This window comes from Clostridium sp. DL-VIII, from assembly GCF_000230835.1.
Classification (GTDB): Bacteria; Bacillota; Clostridia; order Clostridiales; family Clostridiaceae; genus Clostridium.
This window is the reverse complement of record NZ_CM001240.1, coordinates 1,569,867-1,583,791: the sequence shown is the minus strand read 5'-3', so window position 1 is coordinate 1,583,791 and position 13,925 is coordinate 1,569,867. Positions and strand designations below refer to the sequence as shown.

The window sequence follows — 13,925 nt, the reverse complement described above, 5'->3', positions numbered from 1 at the left end:
AAAGACAAATAATTTTTATCTATTTATGTAATGTTAAGAATTTATCCATATATCATTTATGAAAACAAAATGAAGGAGGTTAAAACTATGGCTGTAACTAAAACTATCGACTCAGTTTCTCTTAGTATCGAGGTTCAAAAAGCTCTAGATAAAGCTGGCGACCCAATTTATACCAAAAAAACTTTCTCAGGTATAAAAACAGATGCTACACCTGATAATGTATATGCTGTTGCAGATGCAATTAAAGGTGTTATGGAAGCTAACACTAGAGATTACTTTATCAACGAATCTTCTAGTTTAGCAAATGCTTAGGATCTTATTCTTAAAAAAATATTGTAGGAAACTCGACTCACATTCGTTCGCTGAGTAAGTGATTCACACCGAATCATAGATTCGGGTTCTCTACTTAAGATTGGAGGTAAATTAAATGGAATATTCTTTATCTATGACTTTTTTAACTGTAGCTGGTGAAAAAAGTACTTTAAGTGTTTCTGGTGTTAAACCTACTCTTACAAAAGATGAGGTTAACGCACTTATGGATACTGTAATTGCTAAGAATGTTTTCAAAACTAATTCTGGTGATTTAGTTAAGAAATCTGGTGCTCAAGTTACTCAACGACAAGTTACTAAATTTGATGTAGCTTAGTTTTGAGTAACATTATAGAAGCTTGTCTTTATATGATAAGCTTCTATTTTTTGTACTTTCTTCATTAAGTAATTTGATTCATGGCTCATTAATTTTCTTCCTTATAAACTCTATTCCTTTTTGAAATACCATCGTTTTGATATTTATCTTTGTCTCTCTATTTGGTACTGTATATTTTTGCTCTAATACTCGAAAATACCTCATGTCTACAAACTGTTGATAAGGAATATTATTTTTATCCAAGACTTTCTTTTCTCTTAGCAATGAAAACAAACTATTTCTTCCCATTCCCTTAATTCCAAGAACCTTTGCAACATGTCCCATTTCGATACTATCCTTAGAGCCTGCAACATCATCATAAAATTCCCCTTTAGGTTCTAGTAATTTTACTTTATTTTCGGCTTCCAACCTTGCTTTTCTCTCTTCTTTTAACTTAGTAGCTGCAGCAATAAGTAAATCTGGATTATCTAATAATTCATCTGTAGCATACATTCCAGTTTTTCGTATGCTAGGCAATACCTCATCAAAAATCCACGCTTCAAACTTTTCTGCACCTGTCAACTCAGATTTTGCCACAAGCCTATATATGTCCCCTTCTGGAATAATAGTCATTTCTACATTTTGGATAGCATCCGTTCCATTTTTTCTCTTTCCAGTAACTACCCCTACTCCGTGTTTCACGGCCCCCCCTACAGTGTCTTGAAATTGCATCATTAGGCTTTTTATATCCTAAAGCTTTTGCTATATCAATTCCAACTGCATAATCCTTATTATTAAGCTTCACCCATCTTATTTCTCCAAATCTTTCGTTTTTGAAAATTAGTAAACCTCCCATTTTGCTTATCCCCTTTCCTAATAATTTTATCTTTTTAATACTTCAATAATATAAAATATTCATTCCATATTAACTTATTTTATAATCTTTAAGTTTGCCTTATTAGCTTCTTTTTTATAATCTTCACTAAACTCATTAATAAAATAATCAAAGTTACATTTAACATACAACAAACCTTTTCTTTCATTCCAGCTTAAAGCATATATCTTATTTATTCTGATTTTTGTATCTTGATTATATATTGTCCATCCATCTCTCCACATACCAACTGGTGGAATATCACTATATAGATTAAAAGGTATACTTTGATCTATATTTCTTATACATCCTTTTTCATCCATGCTAAAATAAAGACAGCCATCTTCATTTCTATTTGTGCTTTTTCCCTGACATTCTCCACCATGTTTATAATTCCTCTTGCAGTATGCGCATTCCAGGCGGTTAGGTAAATCTTTCGGCCTGTTCATTCTAATTCTGTCCTAAAATCTTTCTGCAGCCACTACAAACAAGCACATTATTAAATTCACTTATATCTTTATCACTTCCACAAAAGATGCATCCTTTACTGTATTTCCTCAAAACTATATCATTATTAACCTTAGTTATTTCGATTGAATCCCCTTCATTAATTCCTAATACCTTTCTTATTTCCTTTGGTATTACAACTCTCCCTAAATTATCAAGATTTCTTACTATCCCTGATGCTTTCATTTAAATAACTTCCTTTCATAACTTAATTTTGATTAATTCTCAAAAAAATTCATTTTAATGCGAATTTTCACTCTGTAATTGTTTATTGTGAATTGTGCTGTGTGCATTGTAAATTTACTTAAGCCTATAATTATTCCTAATATCCTTCTCAATTTCTACTACATAATCTTTTGACAATAGCAATAGGTAAGATTTTGATGTAGTCTCCATCTTTTCCCCTGCTTCACACCGTACGTGAGTCTTTCGAGCTCATACGGCGTTCCAACAATTTATTATATTTAATTAAATAACTGAATTTCCTACTAACTTTCTTAAAGAATTAACACGATTCATCCCTTGTTTATCAAGGGTCAACAAACCTAGATAATTTTTAATGGTATCTAATTTAGTACAATGTACAATCTTATGGGCTTCGCCACATATCCAAACTAAATTTTTATATTCATCAGTACCACCATCACATTTCTGTTTTTTGTGGTGACATTCCATATTGCCTATTTCTAAATCCAATCCTGTTACATAACATTTACCTTGTTGCCCAGCAATTAAAGATATTCTATTATCATTAAGTTCAGCAGTATTATCATCATTTGCTGTTCTTAGTAGGTAATCAATTAGATGTTTGTACCCCCTAAGATTTTGATGGATTTTATTTCTGCCAGGTTTTGTATAATTACATATATCTCGATGTAAATGCATTGCATTGCTTGTTTTGCAACCATAAATAGGAAACATGGTAATACCATTAATTGTTCTTATCTTACCTTTGTAATTTCCATATAAGCGTTTATATGTTTCGGTAAATTGCGGTTTATTTGATATCCATGGCTTTAAGCGTATTTCTAAGGTTTTTGTAACTAAGAAATTTATTTCTCTGAAATCATATGTTATCTTTGTTGCACACTTATAATAATTATGCATCCCTAATATCATTGAATTTAACTTTAATACTTCCTTACTATTCCCATGCTTTTGAATTTCTTTTATTTGATTTTTAAGCTTGTTTATAGTAATCTTTTTAGCTTTATTACACATTCTGCTTTGGCATACATATTTATTATGTTTGGGTTTAACCATTAATTTGAAACCTAAATATTCAGTGTAATTTTTTCTAAGATTGGTTACTTTTGATTTTTCTGTACTTATATCTAGGTCTAATCTTTCTTTTAGCCACATCTTTGTTGCTCTAAATATTTTAAATGCAGTTTTATAATCTCTACAGAATATTTTAAAATCATCCGCATATCTTACTAACCATATTTCTTTTAAATCACCTTTTTTAATTGCTCTATATTTGTGTGATTTAGCACTATATTTATAATTTGTTTTAAATGTTTCCCATTGGGAACTTATCCACCAATCCAATTCATTAAGAGCAATATTGGATAATAAAGGACTAATTATCCCTCCTTGAGGAGTTCCCTTATTAGGTATTCCAATGCCTTGTATTTCTGATTTTAATATCTTCCCAATTATACTAATCAAGTTTTTATCTTGAATGCCTAAATTCCATATTTGTTTTTTAAGTTTGCTGTGACTAACATTATCAAAGAAACCTTTGATATCTATGTCCACTACATAATGTAGATGAGCATTATTCATCAAATGCATGCTTCTCGCAATGGCATGTTCAGTTGACCTATTCGGTCTGAAACCGTAACTATGTTTATAAAATTTAGCTTCACATATTGGTTCTAAAATTTGTTTAATACATTGTTGAATTATTCTATCTTCAATACAAGGAATTCCTAGCGGTCTAGTTTTACCATTTGGCTTAGGAATTTCAACTCTTCTTACACTTTCCGGAGTATAGTTAGCTAATTTATTTTGAATACGCTTAACAAATTTCTCTGTTGTCATATCTTTGAAAAAACTTATATCAAGTTTATCAGTTCCACAAGTTGTAGAACCTTTATTATTCTTAATATTTCTGTATGCTAATAAAATGTTATTCCTTGAAGTTACATATTGCATTAGATTATTAAACTTAAATCCTTCAGTTGATTTTCCGTATAATTTATCAAATATACTTTGCATTGTGTAATATTCATTATTTCTTAGTGATTGTCTTTTCTCTAATTTAAAGCTTTCCCCCAAGTCTATTACTTCCTCCTTTGTATAAATACAAATTCAGCTTCATATCTCTTAGTCTTACTCGAACCTTGAAATCATTCAGTATTTAATTATCAAATAACAATTGTCTAGTGGCTATCGCTCCGTTTCCATTACAAAAATGTTCCTTGCTTCATGCCACCACTCTCGCTTAGATTAAGATAAGTTATACTTTACTGTTTTCCTTATCAATACTTCATTGGCAGTAAAACCTCCATATTCTAAGCTTTCCTTGTTCCGTTATTACTATCTTTACAGATATCCGTAGGTCATCAGTTTAAGCCTGTAAATTTGATAGTGCCTTTAACACTATATGGACTTTCATAACGAAAAATTTTACTAATCCACATTTACGACACATCTGTGTCATGCCCATTTCTGAACACTAATATTTTAGACCCGTACATTCCCGATTTCGCCAGTCCCTTTGGGACATCCTAACCATAGATATTTTATAGACACCCGACCTATCATACACTCGACTACCTCTAGTTCGCTATTCCTCAACATTACTTGTTAGGGTGTACTCTCAGCCGACTTCACCGAGCTTATAACCCTTAATAATTTACTTTATTAAACGCTATTCGGAGTATTAATGTAGGCGTTTCAAGGCGTTGCCCTATCATTCCACCTATCGCAATAACAGTTCTAATTCACTAAATTTTATTAGCTAAACTAGGCTATTCTTTTCAAATAGCAACAAGTCGCACTTTCATATATCCTTGAGGCAACCCCTTCATCAAATGCCAGTAGTCTATCAATAGAAAACTCACTGCTAACTATAATAGGCAGGAAATTAAGATACCTATAATTAATGATTTCAAAAACAATATTAATATCACTTTCATTGACTTTTCCCTTGAAGAGATCGTCAATAAGCAGAACCTCACATAATTGATACTTCGAAATGGTTCTGGTGTAATATTCTTCATCAATCATATTTTGCTTTATTTTTGTGATTACATCTCTATAAGGCATGTACACTACTTTAATTCTTTGCTTTAAAAAATTTAATGCAACAGCGATGCTACAATGCGTTTTACCGCTCCCAACCTGGCCACACAATAAAATACTATTGCGTCTATTATTTCTTATTTCATCAAAATCAGTGCAATAAGCTGCAGCAGTGTCCTTCATTCTTTGAGAAGCCTTATTCCAGACCTCAAAACTAGAAAACGTAAGTTTACTTTGTTCAACATTGATTCCTGAATACTTCCACTCACTTTTTAGCTTTTCTATTTTTCTGCATTCACAGGCTACAGCAAGAGGCTGCATATGCTCCTGTGGTACTAAAATCCAACCTGTATCACCACATTTACTGCACTTATATGAGGTTTGCTTCAATCCTCTTTCTTTCAGCTTCTGTAAGCTTTCGTGGTTCCTTTGGCTTAAATCCTGCAAATTCATTTTTATCTGCTGTGCTACTCTTTCCATTGCTTCTAAAGCCATCTCTCTTCACCTCCACATTATCTTCCGGATATCCATCTCTTCTCCAGTTTTTCAATACTCCAATGGCATACTTTATGTCAGGACAACTTCTTTCAAAGCCAACGTCCATGGCCATCTTGACTCGCTTTTCTCCATGAATATCAATAGCTGATCTAAGTGCAACATAGTCACATCCACCAACTTTTCCTGTTATTTTTTCATGGTAATGCATAAGCTCTAAAGCTTTAAGATTTATATCCTCCTCTTCTCCCAATTCACTTTTAGTATTATTATGTTGCTCAAAGAGACTAGACTGATTTACTTCCCCATCACATATTAAGCTTTTGCTATTTATGCCATAGCCATTATTCTTTTTAATCTCTATGTTTTTATCTTTATCTATCTCTTTTTTCTTATTCTTTTTCTTATTCTCTATCTCTTTCTTATTCTGCTGCGTTACTATAACGTTACTTTTATTTTGTGTAACGTTACTAGTATTTTTAGTAACAGTAAAGTTATTATCAGCAGTTTCTACAATGCTATTACTCGAAATTCCATTAGTATAATTATTGGTTTTATCGTCAATAACAGTATTTGTAGAAGCTTCTTCACTAGTTTCTATATTTTCTAATGGCTCTTTTTTATCTAGACCTTTATTTTCCTCTGAAACATCCTTACTTTTTGAATAGTTCTTTTGTTCTAAATCCTTAGTTTCTTCTGGTTCCTCATTTTCATCCAAAGTTATGCCTTCTTCTAAAACTTCGCTTTCATAACTTTCTTGAGCATCACTTTTGCTAACCTTCTTCTCCTGTTTTTTCTTTTCTCTATGATTCTCAGCTCTTTTTCTATTTTGTTCACGAACTCTTTCCATTCCTTCTATGTTTTGATACTTGTCCCAGTTTACAATTCTGATTACTTTATCAGGAGCTATTTCAATCATGCCAAATCTAGATAAAACTTTTAATGCAAGTTTAATGGCATCTATTGGTCTAGAAAATAATATAGCTAACATCTTTGCAGTAAGAGGCTTTCCCTCTGATAAAAAAATCTCTCCATTAGCATTTATCTTTCCACCTAGTAAGAGTATTCTTATCCATACATAATGAATTGTATCTCTCTCAGGCATTGCATCTATTAACTTCATTTTTTCATCATCAGGCATACAAGTAGCTAACTTAATCCATTTAATATCTGCCATTATTTTTCACGCTCCCATAAATAAAATTTTCTAAATCTTTCAAGTCCATCCCAGGATGGACTTATTCCAATTGAATTACAAACATAGATATAACATTTGAAGATTTTGAAATTCATTCTTCTCCCTCATTTGATAAATACTTAAATAACTATTCTTCTCTATCAAAAGTTAACTCTTTAATATCCTCTAAATTCGATAAGTCTTTTCCATTGCTCTCTTCTAAAAATTTCATTAATTCTGTTCTTGTTATTTTTAGACTTCCAAGCTTTAACCCTCTTATTACATTCTTCTTTAGTAGATCATATACAGAATTCCTATTAACCTTTAATAACTCTGCAGCTTCAGATACAGTATATAAAACTGGTTCCATATTCATCCCCTCTACTCTCATCACTGAATTTTCCCTTATAAAGTGAAACTTTTCATGTGGAGTTTAATCTCCACATGAATTTAGCTGAACTTATACCCTCAAGGGGCACCTCTCCAGGAGCGCACGTCCGACAGCTCCCATTTTAAAAAGAGAGATCATTACGGATGCTTGCTATCGAATTAATTTATTTTCACCAAGTGCTCTGTTAGTCTTACAAATTGATCTATACTACTTTATTTACATATTTTTGATTTTCCACTTATGTTAAGCATTCTTACCAGTTTTCATATTCTTAGATTCATCAATAACAAATACTTCTTCTACTGGTTTTCCAAAAAAACTTGAAACCAATTTTGCCTCTGTTACACTAAAATCAGATTTGCCGTTTATTTTATAATTTAAAGCACTTCCAGTTATCTTAAGTATTTCTGCTAATTCCTGTTGAGTAATTCTTTTTTCTGCCATAAGGCCTTTTAATTTACTATACATCTCTCATTCTCCTTTTTGATTATTCAATCTTAATTGGCTATTTATTCAGATTTTCATTATGATAATTTGTTCTTTATTTATTATCATTTAGCTAATTTAATCTTATTATAAATTAGCATTTAGATAATTTCAACATATTTTACTTAATTTAATAAAATTTATTTTTTCTTTTAGTTAATTTTATGTTTATTAATTAGCAAATAGTTTATAATGTAAATTAGTGAATTGTGTATAGGGTGGTGATAATATGAGTAAATTTCCTATTAGGCTCAAAGAGCTTCGTGAAGAAAAAGGATTATTAGGTAAAGACTTTGCTAAAATTATGAGTGTTGAACCAGCAACAGTAACCAATTGGGAAAAAGGAAATAGATTTCCTAAGGATGATGTACTGATTAAAATAGCTGATTATTTTGACTGCAGCACGGACTATCTTCTAGGCAGAACTGACGATAAACTTTCAAAGGTATACTCCGGAACATTACATAATCAAACTATAGAAATTGAAATCGACAAAGGATATCCACATGAATTAACTGCTGAAGATGTTCAAAATATCCTTAAGCAACTGGATGCCGTAGGTTTAGATGTAAACAAATTAATTGAAAACTTTAAAAATAAATAGAATTACAAAGAGAAACTGTAGAAATTTATCTATGGTTTTTTATTTGTTTTTTATGCTATTTTTGAGTTTAATGTATTAAATATTTATGCTTTCTCCTAAAAAATCAAAAATTAATTCCAAAATATTGAAATTAATTTTAAATAATGTTATAATTCCCCTTAGAACAACAGTTCGCTTTATGCTAGGGGGAGATCTTAATGCTTTGGGAATATATTTTAAAAATAAAACTTAATAATGAAATCGTTTATGTGAAGGATATAGATAAAAAAGAACTTTTTATAAAAAAAAATGATGAAGAATTATCAAGTATAAATAATGCAAATTACGAAACACTAGCTAACGTGGAGGTGTTAAAACATGGAAGGAAGCGTTAGAAAGAAAGGAAACACTTGGTACTACAGATATTATGTATTTGTAAACGGAGAGAAAAAACAAATTGAGAGGAAAGGAGGATCAACCAAACGTGAAGCTTTAGAAAAACTAAATGAAGAGATTTATAAAAAAAATAATGGCTTCGAAAGACCAAAAGAGACTTTATTTAAAGTTTATCTTAATATGTGGATAGAGGATTTTATAAAGCCAACAAAAAGTGTCAACACATATTCTAGTTATAAAAACAGTATTGATAAATATATCTCACCATTTTTAGGCAATTTAAAACTCTGTGAAATAAAACCTATTCATATTGAAAAGTTCTTAGCAAATTTACGGAAAGTAAAAAGTCCCCAAAAGCCTGGGAATAATTTAAGTCCAACTACAATCCAAAAACATTATCTTGTTTTGCAAGCTTCTTTAAATAAAGCTTTAAAGCTGCAGATGATCAATACAAATCCATGCCAATTTACTGATACGCCAAAAAGAAGTAAATACAAATCAAATATATTAACCTTAGATGAAGTATCACAAATATATTCTAAACTTGATACAAGAAAATATGATGATTATTTATTTTTTCTAGGTATGTCATTAACAATAGAAACTGGATTAAGACGTGGCGAAATGTGCGGATTACAATGGAGCGACATTGATTTCGATAATAAAACCTTAAGTTGTAACAATGCTCTTATAAGGGAAGAAAACATATATACATTATCCGATTTAAAAACTCCAACATCTTATAGAGATTTACCATTAAGTAATGAAATTATAAAGCTCTTAAAAGAACATAAAATATTGCAAATGCAAAACAAGCTTAAATATGGAGAGTTTTATATAAAAAATAAATTTAATAATATGGAGTATGATTTGGTTTTCACCAAAGAAGATGGAGAATTCTTAATTCCATCTAGATTTCTTCAAAGAATAAAAAGATTATGTAAATATTGCGGAATAGAAAAAAATATTCGCTGGCATGATCTTAGACACAGTAATGCAACTATACTTTTAAAGAATAAGGTATCAATGAAAATAATACAAGAACGTTTAGGCCATTCAATAATGCAAACAACATCTGACATTTATGCTCATGTAACAAAAGAAATGAATACTGAGGCTACAGAGATTCTATCAAATGTTTTGTATACAAAAAAAGCAAGGGAAAATTAAGGGAAAATACCTATATGGTATTCCTCAAATCCTTGCAATTACTTGTTGCGAGATAAGCCATAAGCCGAGTTCTGTATTAAGCAATCATCTATCTAGGCTTACCGTTGCCAGTAAGCTCAAGCGACGCACCCGGAGGCGGGACGGGCAGCCCCTTAATTGCCTCCCTATTCGGTCTTGCTCCAAGTGGGGTTTACATAGCCGTGAAGTCTCCATCACGCTGGTGAGCTCTTACCATCACCTTTCCACCCTTACCTAAGTAAACTTAGGCGGTATATCTCTGTTGCACTTTCCTTCAAGTCGCCTTGACTGGACGTTATCCAGCACCCTGCCCTATGGAGCTCGGACTTTCCTCTCCTAGATCTAAGTCTAGCAGCGATTGCACGTCTCACTCGCAAAATATATCTTAACATACTTCCTTTCAATATGCAAATATATTTCAAAAGGCAATTCTTGTATATTACAAAATCCCATAGTAAAACTCCCCACTTACAGTCAGCTAATTTTCTCTATAAGATCAATATTTATATTTTATATGTTGCAATTAGTTATACAATTTACATCTGGATATTTATTTAACCTATAAACTTCCCATATGTAATTTTATTATTTTAACATATATATTAATCTTATATCATAAATCACTTAAATTAAGCACATATGTTTTTTCATATTAAAATAAAAATTACTGCTAGTAAAATTATTATAATCAATCCGTATATACTTACACCGCATAGTAATAATGTTAAAAGTATTATTGCTGCCACTATTATTTTAGGATAAAATAAACACCAAAATGGATTCTTACTAAAAAAAGGTGAAAAACCTCTATTTAAACCTGCCCATGAACTTTTTCTACCTGATCCTCTAAAAATATTTCCCATTGCCAGCTTACTATGTTTAAATATGCTTTTAAAATCATCTTTTAATTGCTCTCCAAATTTGCTGGAATCATCGTTTTTACTCATAACTCACCACAAAATTATTATTACAATATAAGTATATGCATATATACTCAATTTTAGTTAATTATTTTCTAGCAATTCCTATCTATAAAAATAGATATAAAGTTATTTTTATCCTATATGTTGCAATTAAAAATTGTTAATTGTAAACTGTACATTGCAAATTGCAATATATAATTTTATTTTTAGAATTAAATAAATTCGTATGGATCGGCACTTTTCTTTGATGTTAAAAATTCAACATCTTTAAATATCTCCTTCAAAAATTCTAAGACTTTAAGAAAAACAAGATATTCTGTGAAAAAGTGCCCTGCATCTATTATACTTATGCCTAATTCCTTAAAGTCTGATGCAAAATGATAAGTTGTATCCCCTGTTATTATGCAGTCAGCTCCAAGATTTTTTGCCTTATAAAAAAGATCTTGCCCACTTCCATTTATTATTGCCAATGTTTTTACTTTATCAGAACCTCTAACAACTCTCATGTGATCTACACCCAAATTGTGTTTAACGAGCTCTATAATATCAGAGAATGAAGCTTCATTATCAAGCTTAACTATTCTTCCAATTCCGCAATCTTTATAATTTCTAGATTCATTTACTTCTATTATTTTCCCTGAAGTAAATCCAAGCATCTTAACGATTGTATCATTGATTCCGCCATTTGTACTATCTAAATTAGTATGACATGAATATAAAGCTATATCTTCCTTAATTAAAGTTATAACTTTCTCCCCCGTAAGATCTCCTTTTACTATGCTCTTAGGCCTTTTAAATAACAATGGATGATGAGTCAAAATCAAATCAACATTAAGCTCTATTGCTTCATTAATAACTTCGTTTGTACAATCTAAAGCTAAAAGAACCCTTTGAACTATTTTATTCTCATCTCCAACCATCAATCCAACATTATCATAATCTTCTTTTAAGAATTTTGGAGCAAATTTTTCAATTTCATGCATTATATTTGATACTTTACTCATAATTACACCACCTAGAAATTTTTTAATAACTCTTGTAATTTTTTATTTTTCTCCAATAATTCACTTTTTCGCATTTCTGCATGCTCAGTATTATCTTTAATAAAATCCATAATTTTTTTATTTTTCTCAATCTTATTTTCTATATATGCTTTTAACAAAGGTAATTTTCTATTTAACATTATAGGACTTATTTCGTAAAATATATTTTCTAACGGTATATAATCTCTCTTTTTATACCTCACTTTAAATATTTCATAATATTGTTTTTCATCTAAGCATATATCTTCGTCTATAATTTCATAATCATTATTATATAAATATTCTCGTAATATTTCAGGATTTTGAGCTGGCTGCAACAATAGATACTTCAAAGGCTTTACTTTTTCCAAATCTTTTTCTAATATGTCTCGAATTAAATTTCCGCCCATCCCTGCAATTAATACTATTTCTGCCTCTTTAATTCCTAAAGGTTCTAAACCACCTCCAAGTCTTAAATCTATTTTATCTATAACACCTTCTAAAGATGCATTAACTCTCGCCTTGTTTAAAGGTTCTCTGTTTATATCTGATGCAATAACTTTCTCCACCATGTTATTCTTCACCAAATTAATTGGTATATATCCATGATCTGTTCCAACATCCATTACAACACGAGCTTTATCTATTTTTTCCATAATCCAAACTAGTCTTTTACTTACTTCCATAATTACCTCTTTCTGATCTATAATGCACAATGCACAATGAACAATCTCTAATACATAATTAAGATTTTTAAGAGCCTCGCTCTATCTCCTAATTGTGATTTGCGCATTGTACATTGTGCATTAATGTAACTTATAACTTAAACAAATTCAAATTATTAAGCTGTTAAATTCTTTTTAGCTGACTAATCCAAATAATCCTTTAATTTCTTACTTCTTGATGGATGTCTTAACTTTCTTAAAGCTTTCGCTTCAATTTGCCTAATTCTTTCTCTTGTAACATTGAATTCCTTACCTACTTCTTCAAGAGTTCTAGCTCTTCCATCATCAAGTCCAAATCTTAGTCTTAATACTTTCTCCTCTCTTGGAGTTAATGTATCTAATACATTTATTAATTGCTCTTTAAGCATTGTAAATGCCGCTGCTTCAGCTGGTGCTGGTGCTTCATCATCTGGAATAAAATCTCCTAAATGTGAATCTTCTTCTTCACCTATTGGAGTTTCTAATGAAACTGGTTCTTGAGCAATCTTTTGAATTTCTCTAACCTTATCTACCGGGAGCTCCATAACTTTTGAAATTTCTTCTGGAAATGGATCTCTTCCTAATTCCTGCAATAATTGTCTTTGTACTCTTATAAGTTTATTTATAGTTTCTACCATGTGGACTGGTATTCTTATTGTCCTAGCCTGGTCAGCAATAGCTCTTGTTATTGCTTGCCTAATCCACCAAGTAGCATAAGTTGAAAATTTATATCCTTTTCTATAATCAAACTTTTCAACGGCTTTAATAAGTCCTAAATTTCCTTCTTGAATTAAATCCAAGAATAGCATTCCTCTTCCAACATATCTTTTAGCTATACTAACAACTAATCTTAAGTTCGCTTCAGCTAATTTTTTCTTAGCCTTTTGGTTTCCTTCTTCTATTTCTCTAGCATAAGTTATTTCTTGTTCAGAAGACAATAAAGGTACCTTTCCAATTTCCTTTAGGTACATTCTAACTGGGTCATCTATTGCAATACCTTCTGGTACTGATAAATCAATTTCTTCTTCCTCTTCAACGCTATTATCATTAACATCGCCTATGACTTCAACACCTGTCATTTCTAAAACTTCGTATATCTTTTCTATTTGCTCTGGACTTAAATCAATGTGATCCATAGCTTCCATTATTTCTTTATATGTTAATGAACCATTCTTCTTACCTTTGTCAATTAACTCTTTTACAGCTGCCATTTTAGCATTTTTATCTTTCTTGTCATCTTTCGGCTTTATCACTTTTCCATTTGCCTTTTGTTCCATATTATTATTGCCTCCTTCCGTCATA

At 30.7% G+C, this 13,925-nt stretch carries 18 protein-coding genes and 1 other RNA gene; 5 read left to right on the top strand and 14 right to left on the bottom strand.

Features of this window, described 5'->3' with window-relative positions; genetic code table 11:
- Positions 1–87 precede the first annotated feature (87 nt).
- Both CDLVIII_RS07260 and CDLVIII_RS07255 read left to right on the top strand, forming a co-directional pair.
- Entirely contained in the window at positions 88–312 is a 225-nt protein-coding gene (locus CDLVIII_RS07260; protein WP_009168792.1) for a DUF1659 domain-containing protein, read from the top strand.
- Between the two features lie 115 nt (positions 313–427).
- Positions 428–646 carry a DUF2922 domain-containing protein gene (locus CDLVIII_RS07255; RefSeq protein WP_009168791.1) on the top strand — a complete coding sequence of 73 codons (219 nt, stop codon included), beginning with the start codon at positions 428–430 and terminating at the stop codon, positions 644–646.
- Between the two features lie 78 nt (positions 647–724).
- On the opposite strand, the gene CDLVIII_RS31830 is transcribed toward CDLVIII_RS07255, so the two are convergent.
- From CDLVIII_RS31830 to CDLVIII_RS07210, 9 genes are all read right to left on the bottom strand, one after another.
- Positions 725–1,327 carry a phage antirepressor KilAC domain-containing protein gene (locus CDLVIII_RS31830; RefSeq protein ID WP_278245901.1) on the bottom strand — a complete coding sequence of 201 codons (603 nt, stop codon included), beginning with the start codon at positions 1,325–1,327 and terminating at the stop codon, positions 725–727.
- Complete coding sequence (locus CDLVIII_RS31825; RefSeq protein ID WP_278245900.1) at positions 1,227–1,481, bottom strand: BRO family protein; 255 nt, start codon at positions 1,479–1,481, stop codon at positions 1,227–1,229. Before CDLVIII_RS31825 ends, CDLVIII_RS31830 begins: the two co-directional genes overlap by 101 nt.
- A 74-nt stretch (positions 1,482–1,555) precedes the next feature.
- Positions 1,556–1,948: a hypothetical protein gene (locus tag CDLVIII_RS07240; protein ID WP_009168789.1), complete on the bottom strand. Its 393-nt coding sequence runs from the start codon at positions 1,946–1,948 to the stop codon at positions 1,556–1,558.
- A 1-nt stretch (position 1,949) separates the two neighbouring features.
- Positions 1,950–2,192 carry an AbrB/MazE/SpoVT family DNA-binding domain-containing protein gene (locus CDLVIII_RS07235; protein ID WP_009168788.1) on the bottom strand — a complete coding sequence of 81 codons (243 nt, stop codon included), beginning with the start codon at positions 2,190–2,192 and terminating at the stop codon, positions 1,950–1,952.
- A 282-nt stretch (positions 2,193–2,474) separates the two neighbouring features.
- Positions 2,475–4,229: a group II intron reverse transcriptase/maturase gene (ltrA, locus tag CDLVIII_RS07230; RefSeq protein WP_050816312.1), complete on the bottom strand. Its 1,755-nt coding sequence runs from the start codon at positions 4,227–4,229 to the stop codon at positions 2,475–2,477.
- A 750-nt stretch (positions 4,230–4,979) separates the two neighbouring features.
- On the bottom strand, positions 4,980–5,579 hold the full coding sequence (locus CDLVIII_RS07225) for an ATP-binding protein (protein ID WP_009168786.1): 600 nt from the start codon (positions 5,577–5,579) through the stop codon (positions 4,980–4,982).
- Positions 5,580–5,628: 49 nt separating this feature from the next.
- Entirely contained in the window at positions 5,629–6,930 is a 1,302-nt protein-coding gene (locus CDLVIII_RS07220; protein WP_009168785.1) for a phage replisome organizer N-terminal domain-containing protein, read from the bottom strand.
- Between the two features lie 148 nt (positions 6,931–7,078).
- The gene (locus CDLVIII_RS07215; RefSeq protein ID WP_009168784.1) at positions 7,079–7,300 is read right to left on the bottom strand and encodes a helix-turn-helix domain-containing protein; all 222 of its coding nucleotides are present in this window, start codon (positions 7,298–7,300) and stop codon (positions 7,079–7,081) included.
- Between the two features lie 264 nt (positions 7,301–7,564).
- Positions 7,565–7,789: a helix-turn-helix transcriptional regulator gene (locus CDLVIII_RS07210; RefSeq protein WP_009168783.1), complete on the bottom strand. Its 225-nt coding sequence runs from the start codon at positions 7,787–7,789 to the stop codon at positions 7,565–7,567.
- 247 nt (positions 7,790–8,036) lie between these two features.
- Here CDLVIII_RS07210 and CDLVIII_RS07205 point away from each other — a divergent pair, with 247 nt between their 5' ends.
- The 3 genes from CDLVIII_RS07205 to CDLVIII_RS07200 all read left to right on the top strand — a co-directional run bounded on the left by CDLVIII_RS07205 (position 8,037) and on the right by CDLVIII_RS07200 (position 9,956).
- Entirely contained in the window at positions 8,037–8,411 is a 375-nt protein-coding gene (locus tag CDLVIII_RS07205; protein WP_009168782.1) for a helix-turn-helix transcriptional regulator, read from the top strand.
- A 197-nt stretch (positions 8,412–8,608) separates the two neighbouring features.
- A complete protein-coding gene (locus tag CDLVIII_RS31130) occupies positions 8,609–8,785 on the top strand; it encodes a hypothetical protein (protein WP_009168781.1) in 177 nt (58 codons plus the stop codon).
- The gene (locus tag CDLVIII_RS07200; protein WP_009168780.1) at positions 8,769–9,956 is read left to right on the top strand and encodes a tyrosine-type recombinase/integrase; all 1,188 of its coding nucleotides are present in this window, start codon (positions 8,769–8,771) and stop codon (positions 9,954–9,956) included. Before CDLVIII_RS31130 ends, CDLVIII_RS07200 begins: the two co-directional genes overlap by 17 nt.
- A 44-nt stretch (positions 9,957–10,000) precedes the next feature.
- On the opposite strand, the gene rnpB is transcribed toward CDLVIII_RS07200, so the two are convergent.
- From rnpB to rpoD, 5 genes are all read right to left on the bottom strand, one after another.
- An RNA gene (gene rnpB / locus CDLVIII_RS29595) (RNase P RNA component class A) lies at positions 10,001–10,348 on the bottom strand.
- Positions 10,349–10,621: 273 nt separating this feature from the next.
- Positions 10,622–10,921, bottom strand: a complete 300-nt coding sequence (locus CDLVIII_RS07195; RefSeq protein ID WP_009168779.1) for a hypothetical protein — start codon at positions 10,919–10,921, stop codon at positions 10,622–10,624.
- A 188-nt stretch (positions 10,922–11,109) separates the two neighbouring features.
- A complete protein-coding gene (locus tag CDLVIII_RS07190) occupies positions 11,110–11,901 on the bottom strand; it encodes a Nif3-like dinuclear metal center hexameric protein (protein WP_009168778.1) in 792 nt (263 codons plus the stop codon).
- Positions 11,902–11,912: 11 nt separating this feature from the next.
- Positions 11,913–12,605, bottom strand: coding sequence for a class I SAM-dependent methyltransferase (locus CDLVIII_RS07185; RefSeq protein WP_009168777.1), 693 nt, complete (start codon positions 12,603–12,605; stop codon positions 11,913–11,915).
- 182 nt (positions 12,606–12,787) lie between these two features.
- Entirely contained in the window at positions 12,788–13,924 is a 1,137-nt protein-coding gene (gene rpoD, locus CDLVIII_RS07180) for an RNA polymerase sigma factor RpoD (protein ID WP_009168776.1), read from the bottom strand.
- Position 13,925: the final 1 nt, after the last annotated feature.

Coding starts and splice junctions, on each gene's coding strand:
- CDLVIII_RS07260 (WP_009168792.1), top strand. CDS start 88: ATGGCTGTAACTAAAACTATCGACTCAGTTTCTCTTAGTATCGAGGTT.
- CDLVIII_RS07255 (WP_009168791.1), top strand. CDS start 428: ATGGAATATTCTTTATCTATGACTTTTTTAACTGTAGCTGGTGAAAAA.
- CDLVIII_RS31825 (WP_278245900.1), bottom strand. CDS start 1,481: ATGGGAGGTTTACTAATTTTCAAAAACGAAAGATTTGGAGAAATAAGA.
- CDLVIII_RS07240 (WP_009168789.1), bottom strand. CDS start 1,948: ATGAACAGGCCGAAAGATTTACCTAACCGCCTGGAATGCGCATACTGC.
- CDLVIII_RS07235 (WP_009168788.1), bottom strand. CDS start 2,192: ATGAAAGCATCAGGGATAGTAAGAAATCTTGATAATTTAGGGAGAGTT.
- ltrA (WP_050816312.1), bottom strand. CDS start 4,229: ATGCAAAGTATATTTGATAAATTATACGGAAAATCAACTGAAGGATTT.
- CDLVIII_RS07225 (WP_009168786.1), bottom strand. CDS start 5,579: ATGCAGCCTCTTGCTGTAGCCTGTGAATGCAGAAAAATAGAAAAGCTA.
- CDLVIII_RS07220 (WP_009168785.1), bottom strand. CDS start 6,930: ATGGCAGATATTAAATGGATTAAGTTAGCTACTTGTATGCCTGATGAT.
- CDLVIII_RS07215 (WP_009168784.1), bottom strand. CDS start 7,300: ATGGAACCAGTTTTATATACTGTATCTGAAGCTGCAGAGTTATTAAAG.
- CDLVIII_RS07210 (WP_009168783.1), bottom strand. CDS start 7,789: ATGTATAGTAAATTAAAAGGCCTTATGGCAGAAAAAAGAATTACTCAA.
- CDLVIII_RS07205 (WP_009168782.1), top strand. CDS start 8,037: ATGAGTAAATTTCCTATTAGGCTCAAAGAGCTTCGTGAAGAAAAAGGA.
- CDLVIII_RS31130 (WP_009168781.1), top strand. CDS start 8,609: ATGCTTTGGGAATATATTTTAAAAATAAAACTTAATAATGAAATCGTT.
- CDLVIII_RS07200 (WP_009168780.1), top strand. CDS start 8,769: ATGGAAGGAAGCGTTAGAAAGAAAGGAAACACTTGGTACTACAGATAT.
- CDLVIII_RS07195 (WP_009168779.1), bottom strand. CDS start 10,921: ATGAGTAAAAACGATGATTCCAGCAAATTTGGAGAGCAATTAAAAGAT.
- CDLVIII_RS07190 (WP_009168778.1), bottom strand. CDS start 11,901: ATGAGTAAAGTATCAAATATAATGCATGAAATTGAAAAATTTGCTCCA.
- CDLVIII_RS07185 (WP_009168777.1), bottom strand. CDS start 12,605: ATGGAAGTAAGTAAAAGACTAGTTTGGATTATGGAAAAAATAGATAAA.
- rpoD (WP_009168776.1), bottom strand. CDS start 13,924: ATGACGGAAGGAGGCAATAATAATATGGAACAAAAGGCAAATGGAAAA.